Source organism: Pseudomonas sp. PWP3-1b2, assembly GCF_049896045.1.
Classification (GTDB): domain Bacteria; phylum Pseudomonadota; class Gammaproteobacteria; order Pseudomonadales; family Pseudomonadaceae; genus Aquipseudomonas; species Aquipseudomonas antarctica_B.
Window position 1 is genome coordinate 1 of the sequence record NZ_JAFCTN010000052.1, and the last position, 14,656, is coordinate 14,656.

Annotated in this window: 15 protein-coding genes; 8 read left to right on the forward strand and 7 right to left on the reverse strand. The window is 61.6% G+C overall.

Annotated elements, in window-relative coordinates:
- Positions 1–160: 160 nt before the first annotated feature.
- Genes ACP7A2_RS24030 through ACP7A2_RS24040 form a run of 3 tightly spaced genes read right to left on the reverse strand, consistent with a single transcriptional unit; the run spans position 161 to position 3,400 of the window.
- Complete coding sequence (locus ACP7A2_RS24030) at positions 161–1,636, reverse strand: FGGY family carbohydrate kinase (RefSeq protein WP_426136284.1); 1,476 nt, start codon at positions 1,634–1,636, stop codon at positions 161–163.
- Between the two features lie 5 nt (positions 1,637–1,641).
- Complete coding sequence (locus tag ACP7A2_RS24035; protein WP_426136286.1) at positions 1,642–2,574, reverse strand: transketolase family protein; 933 nt, start codon at positions 2,572–2,574, stop codon at positions 1,642–1,644.
- Positions 2,564–3,400, reverse strand: coding sequence for a transketolase (locus tag ACP7A2_RS24040; RefSeq protein ID WP_426136287.1), 837 nt, complete (start codon positions 3,398–3,400; stop codon positions 2,564–2,566). Before ACP7A2_RS24040 ends, ACP7A2_RS24035 begins: the two co-directional genes overlap by 11 nt.
- 376 nt (positions 3,401–3,776) lie before the next feature.
- Between ACP7A2_RS24040 and ACP7A2_RS24045 the strand changes: the two genes are divergently transcribed.
- From ACP7A2_RS24045 to ACP7A2_RS24080, 8 genes are all read left to right on the forward strand, one after another.
- Positions 3,777–4,784, forward strand: coding sequence for an ABC transporter permease (locus ACP7A2_RS24045; RefSeq protein ID WP_426136288.1), 1,008 nt, complete (start codon positions 3,777–3,779; stop codon positions 4,782–4,784).
- Positions 4,785–4,834: 50 nt separating this feature from the next.
- On the forward strand, positions 4,835–5,767 hold the full coding sequence (locus tag ACP7A2_RS24050; protein ID WP_426136290.1) for a sugar ABC transporter substrate-binding protein: 933 nt from the start codon (positions 4,835–4,837) through the stop codon (positions 5,765–5,767).
- Between the two features lie 14 nt (positions 5,768–5,781).
- Positions 5,782–7,290 (forward strand): sugar ABC transporter ATP-binding protein, encoded by a 1,509-nt coding sequence (locus ACP7A2_RS24055; protein WP_426136291.1) that lies wholly within the window; start codon positions 5,782–5,784, stop codon positions 7,288–7,290.
- 141 nt (positions 7,291–7,431) lie between these two features.
- Positions 7,432–8,211 carry an SDR family oxidoreductase gene (locus tag ACP7A2_RS24060; protein WP_426136292.1) on the forward strand — a complete coding sequence of 260 codons (780 nt, stop codon included), beginning with the start codon at positions 7,432–7,434 and terminating at the stop codon, positions 8,209–8,211.
- 17 nt (positions 8,212–8,228) lie between these two features.
- Positions 8,229–9,029 carry an SDR family oxidoreductase gene (locus ACP7A2_RS24065; protein WP_375070804.1) on the forward strand — a complete coding sequence of 267 codons (801 nt, stop codon included), beginning with the start codon at positions 8,229–8,231 and terminating at the stop codon, positions 9,027–9,029.
- A 45-nt stretch (positions 9,030–9,074) separates the two neighbouring features.
- On the forward strand, positions 9,075–10,028 hold the full coding sequence (locus ACP7A2_RS24070) for a sugar-binding transcriptional regulator (RefSeq protein WP_375070806.1): 954 nt from the start codon (positions 9,075–9,077) through the stop codon (positions 10,026–10,028).
- A 22-nt stretch (positions 10,029–10,050) separates the two neighbouring features.
- On the forward strand, positions 10,051–10,974 hold the full coding sequence (gene tal, locus ACP7A2_RS24075) for a transaldolase (protein WP_426136293.1): 924 nt from the start codon (positions 10,051–10,053) through the stop codon (positions 10,972–10,974).
- Between the two features lie 264 nt (positions 10,975–11,238).
- Complete coding sequence (locus tag ACP7A2_RS24080; protein WP_426136295.1) at positions 11,239–11,505, forward strand: hypothetical protein; 267 nt, start codon at positions 11,239–11,241, stop codon at positions 11,503–11,505.
- Here the strand turns inward: ACP7A2_RS24080 and ACP7A2_RS24085 are convergent.
- From ACP7A2_RS24085 to ACP7A2_RS24100, 4 genes are all read right to left on the reverse strand, one after another.
- Entirely contained in the window at positions 11,468–11,824 is a 357-nt protein-coding gene (locus tag ACP7A2_RS24085) for a lysozyme inhibitor LprI family protein (RefSeq protein WP_426136320.1), read from the reverse strand. The two genes, ACP7A2_RS24080 and ACP7A2_RS24085, sit on opposite strands and share 38 nt — an antisense overlap.
- A 13-nt stretch (positions 11,825–11,837) precedes the next feature.
- Positions 11,838–13,022, reverse strand: a complete 1,185-nt coding sequence (locus ACP7A2_RS24090) for a sugar transporter (RefSeq protein WP_426136296.1) — start codon at positions 13,020–13,022, stop codon at positions 11,838–11,840.
- Positions 13,023–13,133: 111 nt separating this feature from the next.
- The gene (locus ACP7A2_RS24095; RefSeq protein WP_426136297.1) at positions 13,134–13,496 is read right to left on the reverse strand and encodes a type 1 fimbrial protein; all 363 of its coding nucleotides are present in this window, start codon (positions 13,494–13,496) and stop codon (positions 13,134–13,136) included.
- An 86-nt stretch (positions 13,497–13,582) separates the two neighbouring features.
- Positions 13,583–14,581, reverse strand: coding sequence for a bile acid:sodium symporter family protein (locus tag ACP7A2_RS24100; protein WP_426136298.1), 999 nt, complete (start codon positions 14,579–14,581; stop codon positions 13,583–13,585).
- Positions 14,582–14,656: the final 75 nt, after the last annotated feature.

Genomic DNA, 14,656 nt, shown 5'->3' on the forward strand with positions numbered 1-14,656 from the left:
GTGGGGCGAAGACCTTTTGGTTACTTTTGGGGCGTTTGCCAAAAGTGACCCGCTGTAAGAGCGGAACCGATATCAGCCATCACCGCAGCAACGGATATGTACCCCGACAGACCGCTACCGCAGGCAAGCCAGCCCCCACATTTTGAGTTTCATCGAGGGGTCAAAGCAGTGTACGAGCCAGGGCTTTTTTCCAGGCCTGATAACGGCCTGCCATCGCCGGATCATCCTGCGGCTCAAACCGTTCGCGCTGACGCTCCAGCGCACTCAACGCTTTATCACTCGGCCAAATCCCCAACGCCCTGCCCGCCAGATGCGCAGCGCCCAACGCCGACACTTCCGGCGACAGGCTGCGCACCACAGGACGTTGCAGCAAGTCAGCCAAAAACTGCATCAACCAGCGATTACGCGTAGCGCCACCGTCGACCCAAAGCTCTTTCAACGGGCTGCCAATGTCTTGCTGCATGGCTTCAAATACATCGCGAATCTGATAGCCGATAGACTCCAGCGATGCACGCAAAATATGCGCGCCGGACGTCGCCTCCGTCAGCCCACAAATCAGCCCACGCGCATCGGCCTTCCAGTGCGGCGCGCCCAGCCCGGACAACGCCGGGACGAAATACACACCACCGTTGTCCGGCAATTGCGCCGCCTGCTCGGTCAGCGCATCCAAGGATTCCCCGGCGACCAGACGCAATGCCCACTGCACGGCGGCGCCGGTGTGGACGATATTGCCTTCCATGCCGAAGGTCGGTGTGCTGCCGTCATGCCAGGCCAGGGTGGTCGAAAGACCATGGGTTGAGGCAATCGGGCCGCTCATGGGCGTCATCAAGGATGAGCCAGTGCCGAGGGTGGCCTTGACCAACCCGGGCGCGAAACCACCCTGCCCATATAGAGCAGCATGAGAATCACCGATCATCGACATCACCGGAATACCCGCCGGCAAACCGCCCACGGCAGCGGTTTCAGCAAAGAACCCGGCGCTTGGCTGAATCGGTGCCAGCGCGGCCAAGGGAACGGCAAACAGGTCCAGCAGCTCAGGGTCCCACGCGCAGGTGTGCAGATTGAACAGTTGCGTACGCGCAGCGTTGGAATAGTCAGTCGCAAACACTTGGCCACCGCTGAGTTTCCACAGCAGCCAACTGTCGACCGTGCCCAAACAGATTTCACCGGCTGCGGCGCGAGCATGGCCGTTATCCAGATGGTCGAGAATCCAGCGGAATTTCCCGGCAGAAAACATCGGGTCGAGGGCCAGCCCGGTCTTATCCAGAATCAGCGCTTCATGGCCGCGTTCATGCAACTTGGCGCACAAGGCCGTGGAGCGTCGGCATTGCCAACTGATGCACGGCGACAATGGCTCGCCGCTGTGCCGGTCCCACGCCACCACCGATTCACGCTGGTTACTGATCGCCAGCGCGGTGATCGGCCGATTCACCTGGGCCAGGCATTCTTCAATCGCGGCCAGGGTGTTCTGCCAAATCAGCAGCGGGTCCTGCTCGGAAAACCCTGGCTGAGGATGATTGATGCTCAATGGCCGCGAACCCCGGGCGATCACCTGCCCGAGTTCGTTGACCAGCACCGCCTTGGCGTTGCTGGTGCCTTCGTCTATCGCCAGAATCAGCGGCGTATTGTCTGTCATGGCGTTCACCGCAACCGAGTGGCAGCCGCCACAATCCCAGCCGCGTCGATGTTATGCAAGGCGCGGGTCGGTTCGCGGGCACCCGCGGCGGCGTATTCACCGTCGCCAATGCCCAGGCGGATCAGGGTAACGCCCAGCCCGGCTTCGGCCAGCACTTCAGCGACCAGGCTGCCAAGGCCGCCATTAATGTTGTGTTCTTCCACCGTGATCACCGCACGAGTGCCGCGCAGCGCCGTGAGCAACACGTCGCGCTGCAACGGGCGAATCGAGGACAGGTTGATCACCTGCGCCGCAATGCCCTGCTCCGCCAGCAATGCGGCTGCATCGACCGCTTCATGGACCACCGAGCCCAGGGCGACGATGCTCACATCGGCGCCCTGGCGCAGGATATCCACCTGTCCGGGTACGAACTGATAGCTCGCGCCATGCACATCGGGCAAAGCCTTGCCGTCGAGGCGGATGTACACCGGGCCGTCATAGCGCAGCGCGTAATCGACGATCTGCCGACACTCCAGCGCATCTGCCGGGGCGAAAATCTGCACGTTGCCAAAACCACGCATCACGGAAATATCGTCAAGGCTGTGGTGAGTGCTGGCCAGCGGGCCGTAACTGGTGCCCGCGTTCAGGCCGAACATCTTGACGTTGGCCCGGTTGTAGCAAACGTCGACCTTGATCTGCTCGTTGGCGCGCGAGATCAGAAACGGCGCCGCGTTGCAGGTCACGGCAATTTTGCCGCCCAGCGCCAGGCCGGCCGCGACGCTGACCAGCGACTGCTCGGCAATCCCGACGTTAATCAGCCGCTCAGGGAAGCGTTGCGCGAACGGGCCGATCTTGGCCGTGGAGGTGGAGTCGCTGACCACCGGCACTACATCGAGCCCGGCATCGACCGCCGCAATAAAGGCGTCCACCATGACACTCGCCAGATGTTCACTCGCCATGACTCAACTCCTCCAGTGCCGCGTTGATTTCGTCACCCTTGGGCACGCGGTGGTGCCATTCGGGGCGGGCTTCGATAAACGACACGCCCTTGCCTTTGATGGTGTGGGCGATCAGCACCTGGGGCGCGCCGGTGTGGGCCTGCATGGTTTCCAGGGATTCGATCAACTGGCCCACGTCATTGCCGTCGCACTCGCTGACGTTGAAGCCGAAGGCGGCCCATTTCACGTCGAGCGGGTCGAGCGGCATGATCTCGGCGGTCAGGCCGGCCAGTTGCAGCTTGTTCTTGTCGACGATCACGAACAGGTTATCCAGCTTGTACTTGGCCGCCGCCATCGCCGCTTCCCAGTTCGAGCCTTCAGCCAATTCACCGTCGCCGGTCAGCACATAGATGCGTTTTTTGCTGCCGGACATCTTCGCCGCCAGCGCCAGCCCCACCGCCACCGGCAAACCGTGGCCGAGGGCGCCGGTGTTGAGTTCGATGCCGGGGGTTTTCTGGCGCACCGGGTGGCCGGGCAAATGAGAGTTGAAGTGTTGGTAGGTCGGCAGCCACTCGGTGGGGATGTAACCCGCCTGCGCCAGGCAGCAATACAAACCGCCGACGCCGTGGCCCTTGCTCTGGATGTAGATATCCCGTTCCGGGTCTTCGATGCGTTCCGGGCCGGTATTGAGGATGCGGAAATACAGGGTGGCGAGGATGTCGGTTTCCGACAGGTCGGCCCCGGTGTGGCCGCCAGCCGGAGAGTCGGCATTGAGGCGGATCACATGGCGCCGGATCAGGCGAGCCTGTTCTTTGATTTGGCGGGCGTCGTACTGGAAGGCATTCATGCAGCGGCTCCTGTGAGGCTGACCACGCGGGGGTACGCATTTGAGATAAAAGTGCCGAAAGCTGTGTTTGAATATTTATTCAGCAGTGACAATATATTTCTATTTAGGCGCTGATTCGCAGGCAGGTCAAGTGAGGGATGCGCTGAAAAATGAAATAAAAGAGGGAAATACCTCCCGGACAAACGGCCAAAATCCCACCCGCGCTACTCTATCCCGTGGCTTTGCGGGCACCGGGAACAGCGCTTTAGCGGCAGGCATAAAAAATTAAGCGCTTGACTTTGACACCGTGTCACTTGAATCTGAATTAACAATCAGGCATGCATAAATATTCAAGCAGCCCGAATGACCTCCAAAAAAAATAAGTCAGGAGAACACCGTGGACGCCAAAGCCTCAGTCCAGCATCCGGCCGACCTCAAGCCGCCCCATCGTCCTCGGTTGGTAAAACTGCTGCCCAGCAACATCGGCGGCCCGCTGATCGGCCTCGTGCTGCTGGTGCTGGTCTTCTCCTTCAGCTCCGAATTCTTCTTCTCGTTGCGCAATGGCCTGAACATCCTCGATCAGGTCACGGTGCTCGGCATCCTCGCAATCGGCATGACGGCGGTGATCGTGATCGGCGGTATCGACCTGTCTGTAGGCTCGGTGCTGGCCTTCTCGATGATGATGCTCGGCTGGCTCTATCAGGATCAGGCGGTGCCGTTGGGCTTCGCGATTCCGATCTCGATTGCCAGCGGCATGCTTGCCGGGCTGGTGTCCGGCGGCTTGATCACCTACGCCAAGTTGCCACCGTTTATTGCCACGCTGACCATGATGTCGGTGGCGCGCGGCCTGGCGAATATCCTCACTGAAGGCCGGCAGATTGTCGGCTACCCGGACTGGTTCACCAGCCTGGCCACGGTGCGCCATTTTGGTTTCCTGTCGGCCACCGTCGGGTTGTTTCTGGTGATGCTGGTGGTGGCCTGGGTGTTCCTGCGCTTTCGTGCCGGTGGCCGCAACCTGTACGCCATGGGCGGTAGCCCGGAAGTGGCGCGCCTGTCGGGCATCAAAGTGCGCGCGATTACTCTGTGGGTGTATGCAGTCAGCGGCGCCCTCGCCGGCATCGCCGCCGTCACCCTCGCCGCGCGCCTTGACTCCTCGCAACCGAGTGCCGGGCTGAGCCTGGAACTGGACGCCATCGCCGCCGTGGTGATTGGCGGCGCCAGCCTCAGTGGTGGCGTGGGCAGCATCGGCGGCACGCTGGTCGGCGTATTGATCATTGGCGTGTTGCGCAATGGCCTCAACCTGCTCGGCGTTTCGCCGTTCATTCAACAAGTGGTGATCGGCGTGGTCATCGCCCTCGCCGTGACCATCGACACCCTGCGACGCCGCTCCAGCACTGCCCGTTAACCCTGTTCGACAGTTGACACCCTCCAACAATAAAACCAGGAGTCACCGACATGTTCAGCCCCAAGAAACTGCTGATTGCCACCGCTCTCGCGGCCGCCACCCTCACCGCCGCAGGCACCACCTGGGCCAAGGACCTGACCATCGGCCTGGCCGTGGCCAACCTGCAGGCCGACTTTTTCAACCAGATCAAGCAATCGGTGGAAGCCGAGGGCAAGGCCAAGGGGATCAAGGTGATCACCGTGGACGCCCAGGGCAATTCCTCCACTCAGGTCAGCCAGATTGAAGACCTGATCACCCGCCAGATCGACGTGCTGATCTACATCCCGGCCGGTGCCACCGCTGCCGGTGTGCCGGTGAAAGCCGCCAAGGCCGCCGGTATTCCGGTCATCGCCGTGGACCGCAACGCGCCGGATGCGCCGGGCGATACCTTTATCGCCAGCGACAGCGTGGCCGGCGCCAAAACCCTGGCCGAGTACGTGGGCAAGATCACTGACGGCAAAGGCCGCATCGCAATCCTGCAAGGCCAGCTCGGCACCACGCCGGAAAACGATCGCGCCAAGGGTTTTGAAGAGGGCCTGAAAGCCTTCCCGGACCTCAAAGTGGTCGCTCAGCAACCGGCTGAATGGGCTCAGGACAAAGGCTTCGCCGTGGCCCAGGACCTGCTCCAGCGTGACCCGAATATCACCGTGTTCTTCGGCCGGGCCGATGCCATGGCCTTGGGCGCCGCTCAGGCGGTCAAGGTCGGCAACCTCGACCACAAAGTCGTGGTGGTCGGTTTTGACGGTGATGTGGCCGGGCTCAAGGCCGTGGAAAGCGGTGTGCTGAACGCCACCATGACCCAGCAAACCCAGAAAATGGGCCGCCTGGCCGTGGCCTCGGCGATTGACCTGAAAGCCGGTAAAACCGTGCCCAAGGAACAACTGCTGCCGACCGTGCTGACCACCAAAGAAAACGTCGCACCGTTCCTGCAACAGCACCCGTAAGCCCGGAGGTCATCATGCGAGCAGCAGCTCTGGATACGATGCCTGACGCGGTGTTGTGCCTGCGCGACATCAGCAAGGCCTACGGCCCGGTGCAGGTGTTGTCGCAGGTCAACGTGGACATTCGCCCCGGCGAAGTGTTGGCCTTGCTTGGCGAGAATGGCGCGGGTAAATCCACCTTGTCGTCGATCATCGCCGGGCTTGTGCAACCGCAAGACGGGGGCAGCATGACCTGGCTCGGTGAGCCCTATGCCCCCGCGTCACCGGGGGCTGCGCTGGGCGCCGGTATCGGTTTGATTCACCAGGAAATCCGCCTGCTGCCGCAGTTGTCGATCGCCGAAAACATCTTCGTCGGCCGCCTGCCCATGCGTCACGGGCGGATTGACCGCGACTACATCGAGGCCCAGGCGCAAATCCAGCTGGAGCGTTTGGGGCTCAAGGTGCCGGCCTCGCGCAAGGTTGAAGGCCTGAGCGTGGCGGCGCAGCAACTGGTAGAAATCGCCAAGGCGCTGACCCTCAAGGCGCGCTTGTTGATTCTGGACGAACCCACCGCCGCGCTGGGTGGGGAGGAAACCGAGTTGCTGTTTCAGCAGGTCGAACGGCTCAAGGCCGAGGGCGTTTCGTTCATCTATATCAGCCATCGCCTGGAAGAAATCGCGCGTATTGCCGACCGCGTGCTGGTGCTGCGCGATGGCCGCCAGATTGCCCTGCATGCCACCGCCCAGGTGCCGGTGCGTGAACTGGTGGAGCAGATGGTCGGGCGCAGCCTGGAGCGGATTTTCCCTACGTTGCAGGCGCCGAAAGACCAGGTGATGTTGCAGGTCAAAGGCCTGAGTTGCCGCGAGTTTGCCTTGCACGACATCGATTTCAGCGTGCGGGCCGGTGAAGTGTTCGGCATTGCCGGCGTGGTCGGCGCCGGGCGCACGGAGCTGGTGCGCACCATTGCTGGCGCGGCACAGGACATCCAGGGGCACATGGTGCTCGACGGCGAAGTTCGCCAGTTGCGTTCGCCGTTCGAGGCGATCCAGGCCGGTGTGGTGCTGGTGCCCGAAGACCGCAAGCAGCAAGGTGTGGTGGTGGAACATCGGATTGAAGACAACCTGATTTATGGCAACACCGACCTGCTGGATAAACGCGGCTGGGTGTTCCCTGCCCCGCTGCGCGAATTTGCGCGCACGGCGGTGGCAAGGCTGGGGGTGAAAGGTGCGCCGCAGTCGCGGATTTCCAGCCTGTCCGGGGGTAATCAACAGAAGGTGATCATTGCCAAATGGCTGGCGCGTAATCCCAAGGTGTTCATTCTCGATGAGCCCACACGCGGCATCGACGTGGGCGCGCGGGCGGCGATTTATGAAGTGATCGCGGACCTGGCGGCCAAGGGCATGGCGGTGATTGTGGTGAGTTCAGACCTGGATGAAGTGCTCGGGTTGTCCCATCGGGTGATGGTGATGAGCCGGGGGCGGCAGATGGGGATTCTCGAGCGCGGGGAAGCTACGCCGGTTTCCGTGATGGAAATGGCCACTGCCTGACTGCCTAGCCCTCACAAACAATGAAGAACCAATGTGGGAGCTGGCTTGCCTGCGATAGCGGTGGGTCAGTTGATGCAGATGTGACTGGGCTACCGCTATCGCAGGCAAGCCAGCTCCCACAGGGATCTACTGAGATTTCAAATGACGGAGTATTTCATGCAGCTTTTTAGTCTTCAGGGTCAGGTGGCTTTTGTGACCGGCGCAGGCAGCGGGATTGGGCAAGCGATTGCGGTGGGCCTCGCCCAGGCTGGCGCCGATGTGGCGTGTTTTGACTTGCCGGGCAGCCCCGGCATCGCCAGCACCGTAGAACGCATCCAGGCGTTGGGCCGTCGCGCCCTGGCCTTGAGCGGCACGGTGACCGAGCGCGCCGCCCTCGACGCCGCGGTCGCCCGCACCGAGAGCGAACTCGGCGAGCTCAGCGTGGCAGTCAACTGCGCGGGCATTGCCAATGCCCAGGCCGCCGAAGACCTTGAATTGCAACGCTGGCAAACCACCCTGGACATCAACCTCACCGGGATTTTCCTCAGTTGCCAGGCCCAGGCCGCCGTGATGCTGCCGCGCGGCAAAGGCGCCATCGTCAACATCGCGTCGATGTCCGGCAGCATCGTCAACCGAGGCTTGTTGCAGGCGCACTACAACACCTCCAAGGCCGGGGTCATCCACCTGAGCAAAAGCCTGGCGATGGAATGGGCCGACAAGGGCCTGCGGGTTAACTGCATCAGCCCCGGCTACACCGCCACGCCGATGAACTCGCGGCCGGAAGTCGCCGATCAGGTGAAGATTTTTGAACAGACTACGCCCATGGGCCGTATGGCCAGCGTGGAAGAAATGGTCGGCCCGGCGATTTTCCTGGTCAGCCAGGCCTCGTCTTTCTGTACCGGTGTCGACCTGTTGGTCGATGGCGGTTTTGTTTGCTGGTAATGCGAGGAGCCCCCGTCATGTCGCAACGATTCAGCGGTAAAACTGTAGTCATCACCGGCGCCTGCCGTGGCATTGGCGCCGGAATTGCCGAACGCTTCGCTCAGGAAGGCGCTCACCTGGTGCTGGCCTCCAACGACCTGGAACGCGTGACCTTCACCGCCAACCAACTGGCCGAGGAATACAAGGTTCAGACCCTCGCACTGGGCATCGACGTGACCAGCGAAAGCGACATTGAAAAGCTCTACCGCGAAGGCCACGCGCGGTTTGGCAGCATCGATGTGTCGGTGCAGAACGCCGGCATCATCACCATCGACCATTACGACAAGATGCCCCGCGCCGACTTCGACAAGGTGCTGCAGGTCAACACCACCGGCGTCTGGCTCGGTTGCCGGGAAGCCGCCAAGTACATGGTCAAGCAAGGCAGCGGGCGGTTGATCAACACCTCGTCCGGCCAGGGCCGCCAGGGTTTTATCTACACGCCGCACTACGCCGCGAGCAAGATGGGCGTGATCGGCATCACTCAAAGCCTGGCGCTGGAGCTGGCGCGGCATAACATCACGGTCAACGCGTTCTGCCCCGGCATCATCGAGAGCGAAATGTGGGACTACAACGACCGCGTGTGGGGCGAGATCCTCAGCACCGATGAAAAGCGCTATGGCAAAGGTGAGTTGATGGCCGAATGGGTCAAGAACATCCCCCTGCGCCGCGCCGGCAAACCTTCGGACGTGGCAGGGCTGGTGGCATTTTTGGCCTCCGACGATGCGGCCTACCTCACCGGCCAGGCAATCAATATCGACGGCGGCCTGATCATGTCGTAAGGGTTTGGTATCCTCACCGGCATTGATACACCTACTGAGGCCTTCATGAGCCAGATCGAAGAACAGCGCCTGATCACCAAGATCGCGAGCCTCTATTACGAAGAAGGGCTCAAGCAGTCCGAGATTTCCACGCAACTGGACTTGTCGCAGTCGTTTATCAGCCGCGCCCTGCGCCGGGCGCTGCAGGAAGGCGTGGTCAAAATCAGCGTAATGCGCCTGCAAGGCCTGCACCTGGAGCTGGAAAACCAGTTGCAGCGCCGCTACGGCGTGCGCCAGGTGATCGTGGTGGAAGCCACCGAGCCGGGCAATGACGAGAGCATCAAGCAGGCCATCGGCTCGGCCGCCGCGCATTATCTGGAAACCAGCCTGTCGGTTCAGGACCACATCGGTATTTCGTCGTGGAGCAGCACCATCCGCGCCATGGTCAGCCATTTGCACGCGCAACCGGGCAAGCAAGGCGCTCAGGAAGTGGTGCAACTGCTCGGTGGTGTCGGCAACAAAGGCGCGTTTGAAGCCACCTTGCTGACCCAACGCCTGGCCACCCTGCTCAATTGCCCGGCGTTTTTGCTGCCGTCGCAAAGCATCGAGCAATCGGTGGAAAGCAAGCAGCGCATCGTGCAGATGGAAGAGGTCAAGGAAGTGCTGCAACGCTTTGACAGCATCACCCTGGCGATCGTCGGCATTGGCGACCTGGAGCCCTCGCAACTGCTGCGCAACAGCGGCAACTACTACACCGAAGACATGCTGCGCCTGCTCGCCGAACGCGGCGCAGTGGGCGATATCTGCCTGCGCTACTTCGACGCCAAGGGTGAGCCGGTGCTCGATGAAGACGAAGAATTCGTGGTGTCGGTGGCGCTGCCCAAACTGCGCTCGATCCAGCGCGTGCTCGGCCTGGCGGGCGGGCTGAACAAGGTGCAGGCGATTCGCGGCGCGCTCAAGGGCGGCTACCTCGACGTGCTGATCACCGACCTCGACACCGCCCAGGCCCTGAACCACTAACCCTTTCTGGAGACTGCCGCGCATGACGTCCAAGCTCGAACAACTCAAGCAATTTACCACCGTGGTCTGCGACACCGGCGACCTGGAAGCCATCAGCCGCCTGCGCCCGGTGGACGCCACCACCAACCCTTCCCTGCTGCTGAAAGCCGCCGCTATCCCCGAATACGCCGAACTGCTGCGCGATGCCGTGAGCCTGTCCAAGGGCGACGTGGGTTTGGCGTGCGACCACTTCGCCGTGTCGGTGGGTGCGGGCATTCTTAAAGTCATTCCTGGCCGCATTTCTACCGAAGTGGACGCACGCTTGTCCTTCGATGAAGACGCGCTGTGGGCCAAAGCCAACCAGTTGATCGCCCTGTACGACCAAGCCGGCATCGGCCGCGACCGCGTGCTGATCAAGCTGGCCTCCACCTGGGAAGGCATCCGCACCGCCGAACGCCTGGAAAAAGCCGGTATTCAGACCAACCTCACCCTGTTGTTCTCCTTCGCCCAGGCCGTGGCCTGCGCCGATGCGGGCGTGTTCCTGATCTCGCCGTTCGTGGGCCGCATTTACGACTGGTACCGCAAAAACACCGGCATGGACTACAGCGGCGCCGAAGACCCGGGCGTGCAATCAGTGACGCGCATCTACAACTACTACAAGGCTAACGCCATCCCGACCGTGGTCATGGGCGCAAGCTTCCGTACGTTGAGCCAGATCGAGGAATTGGCCGGGTGCGATCGCCTGACCATCAGCCCGGACTTGCTGCAAAAGCTCGCTGAAGATAACGGCACGCTAACGCGCAAACTGGTGGCAGGTGCAGAAGGTGAAGCGCGTCAGCAACTGACCGAAGCGCAATTTCGCTGGGCGTCGAATGAAGATGCAATGGCGACGGAGAAGCTGGCGGAAGGGATCCGGCAGTTTGCGCGGGATCAGGAGAAGCTGGAGGTGGTATTGGCTGCACTGTAACGCCGTCTTGCAACCAGCCCTTTCAAGGTCTTTAGATACAACAGCTGATAAGTCCCCCCGTGGCGAGCGGGCTTGCCCCGCGTTGGGCTGCGAAGCAGCCCCAAAACCAGCGCCCGAAGAATACCTGACCCACCGCATTCTTCCTTCTGGGGTCGCTTCGCAACCCAACGCGGGGCAAGCCCGCTCGCCACAGGTACGGTGTTCGCCCATAACGGGTTGGTATCATTATGCGGGCAGGAGTTGTAAAGAAAAACGGGCGACCTTATGGTCGCCCTCTATTCATCCATTGAAACAGTCATCACGGTGGAGACAGCCATGGGAAAGTTCTTTGATGATCTGATGGAAAGCGTGCAACAGATGGATAAAATGCTGCAAACGGAACGCTCGCACTCTCAAGAACTCGCCAATAATGCGCTTGAAGACAAACGAATTAACGACGAGATGCTTGAGCATGGCGCCCGCAAAGCGGACATCCCGCAGAATCAGACGAGCCTCAAAACGGCCCCTTCGTCATCACCCGCTCATCAATAAACCTGCGCAACATTCCTATCTGCCGCGTGTAAGCGTCACTCAGGCAGCTCACTTTCGCGCCGCACGCATGGCGCTGCTTGAGCCACTCGGCCTGCCCGTCCATCAATGAACCGCGCCCGCCCATGGCCATGAAGTGTTTGTTCAGGTCGTAGAGCAACGCCATGGTCACGTCCTGGTCGTTGAGGCTGACGTTCTTGCAGATGGCAATTTCGTCAGGCGCTTTGGCCTTGGCACAATCAAAGCTTGCCGCCGAGCTTGTGGGGCTGAGCAACAGTGCAGACACACTCGCAAGCATTGCGAAAACAGCCGGTTTAATCATCACGCGTAACTCCTCAATGACTTGCCACACCCGTACCAAACTTGCGAATCGCCAGGCAGTACCCAATCAACGCCACCGCCGCCAACAACCCACCCGCCGCGCCGATCCAGGCGAAGCCGAAGTGGCTGCCGACCCAACTGCCCATGAGGGCACCGCCGCCGATGCCAATGTTGTAGATGCCGGAGAACATCGCCATGGCCACGTCGGTGGCGTCCGGTGCCAGCACCAGCACCTTGGATTGCATGGCCAGGCCGAAGCCCATGATTGCCATGCCCCAGAAAATGCTCAGCACCACCAGATAAGACTCGGCGCCGCTTAACGGCAGCAACAGCGCCAGGCACGCGGCGAGGATGAACACCGCGCTGACCACAAAAACGTGGGGGTTCAAGCGGTGCACCAGGCTGAACAGCAGCGAGCCGATGATGCCTGCGCCGCCGAACACCAGCAGGATCAGGGTCACGGCGCCGCCGCCCATGCCGGCCACGCCTTCGACGAAGGGTTCGATGTAGCTGTAGGCGGTGAATTGCGCGGTGACGGTAAGCGCGGTGAGCACGTAGAGCGCCACCAGCGCCGGGCGCTTGAACAGCAGCGGCAGGCTGCGCAGCGAGCCGGAGTTTTGGCTGGGCAGCAACGGCAAGGTACGCGCCAGCCAGAACACCAGCCCGGCGGCGAATGCGCCAATCACCAGAAAGGTAGTGCGCCAGCCCATGGCTTCACCAAGCAGACGACCCAGCGGAATGCCCAACACCATGGCCAGCGAGGTGCCGGTGGCGAGCAGGCCAAGGGCTTGCACCTGTTTGCCTTCGGGCGCCAGGCGCACGGCCAGCGAGGCTGTGATCGACCAGAACAGCGCGTGGGACAAGGCGATGCCGATTCGGCTGAGCATCAGGATGCCAAAGCTGGTGGCGACGCTGGAGAGGATATGGCTGGCGATAAACATGCCGAACAGCACGATCAGCAACTTGCGCCGTTCAACGTTACGGGTCAGCAACATCACCGGCAGCGAGGTCAGGGACACGATCCAGGCATAGATGGTGAGCATCAGGCCGACGTTGGCGATGGGCATGTCGAAGCTGGCGCCGATGGCGCTGAGCAGCCCGACGGGCACGAATTCGGTGGTATTGAACACAAAGGCGGCCAGCGCCAAGGCGATGACCGGTTGCCAGTTGGCTTGGGGCGTTGCGGCTGAAATGCTCATTGGCGGGCGAGGTACTCTGGCGATGATCCAACGGCCACGCGCAAAGGCGCCGCCGCCGAACATTCTATAGGTTTCTCGGCGCGTTGTTGACGCGGATCGTCGCCGCCGGGTTCAGGGCGACGTCAGGGTCACCACGTAGTTGCCCGACGTGATCGGCTGCCCGGCGTTGTCGACCAGCAGGTAGCGCTGATCGTAATAACGCCCGCTGCCGCTGTCTGCCACCAGCCTTATGTGGGCTTTGTCGACGCTGGCGACCGGGGCCACACTGTGCACATCAATGCGGCCGCCGCGATTGGCGCTGGAACATTCGGTCAGCTCCATCACCGGGCCGCTGCGCGCATTTGTCGCACACCCCGCCTCAACGATGGCGCCTCTGAACTCAAGGGTGCCGCCTCCCGCCGTCTGCGCCGCAGCACAGGCCCCCACCGACAGGCAAAATAGCCCTGCAAACACCCCTATACCTTTAACGTTCATGCCGACACTCCTTATTGGGCTCTCAATAAGTAAGTCGTCTGGCCGGGCGTTAACTTGAGCTCATTCGTTCAAAGGTGTGCGCTGGATCAAGGATCGACCTGCCCCATCAATTCAGGAATGCTTTCCGGGCGCCTGGCATAACGCTGGGCCAGGGCCGCACACACCATCAACTGGATCTGGTGAAACAGCATCAGCGGCAGGATCAACACGCCCATGCTCGCCCCCGCGAACAGCACCTGAGCCATGGGCACGCCGGTGGCCAGGCTTTTCTTCGAACCGCAGAACAAAATGGTGATGCGGTCTTCCTGGCTGAAGCCAAAAGCCCTGCCCAGCAACGTCGACGCCACCAGCACCAACGCCAGCAACACGCAGCACGCCACCACCAAACCGCCCAGCTCCCACAGCGGGATCTGGTGCCAGATGCCTTCGTTGACCGCTTCACTGAACGCGCCGTAAACCACCAGCAGGATCGAACCCTGGTCGACGAACTTGAGCCAGGATTTATTGCGACCGACCCACTCACCGATCCAGCGACGAGCAATTTGCCCGGCCACAAACGGCAGCAGCAACTGCACGCTGATCTTCAGGATGGCGTCGACGGTGGAACCGGCGTCGCCGTGCACGTTGAGTAAGAGAGTCACCAGCAGCGGCGTGAGGAAGATCCCGAACAGGCTGGACGCCGCCGCGCTGCAAATCGCCGCCGGGATATTGCCGCGCGCCAGCGACGTGAAGGCAATCGCCGATTGCACGGTGGCGGGCAATGCGCAGAGGTAGAGCATGCCCATGTACAGGTCTTTGCCGATCAGCGGTGACAGCACCGGTTTCAGCGCCAGGCCCAGCAGCGGGAACAGCACAAAGGTCAGGCTGAACACCAGCAAATGCAGGCGCCAATGGCCCGCACCGGCGACGATGGCCTGGCGCGACAGTTTGGCGCCGTGCAGAAAAAACAGCAGCGCGATCGCAAGGTTAGTCACCCAGCCGAAGGCCACGGCGGTCTGGCCGCTGGCGGGCAGCAAGGAGGCGAGGATCACCGTGGCGACAAGGGTCAGGGTGAAGTTATCGGGCAGGAAACGCGGGCGGGTCATAAGCAATTCTTCCAGGGGTTGCCAAGAGCATTGTCGCGACTCTAACGTAACGACTTGTTACCGACTAACGCCAAT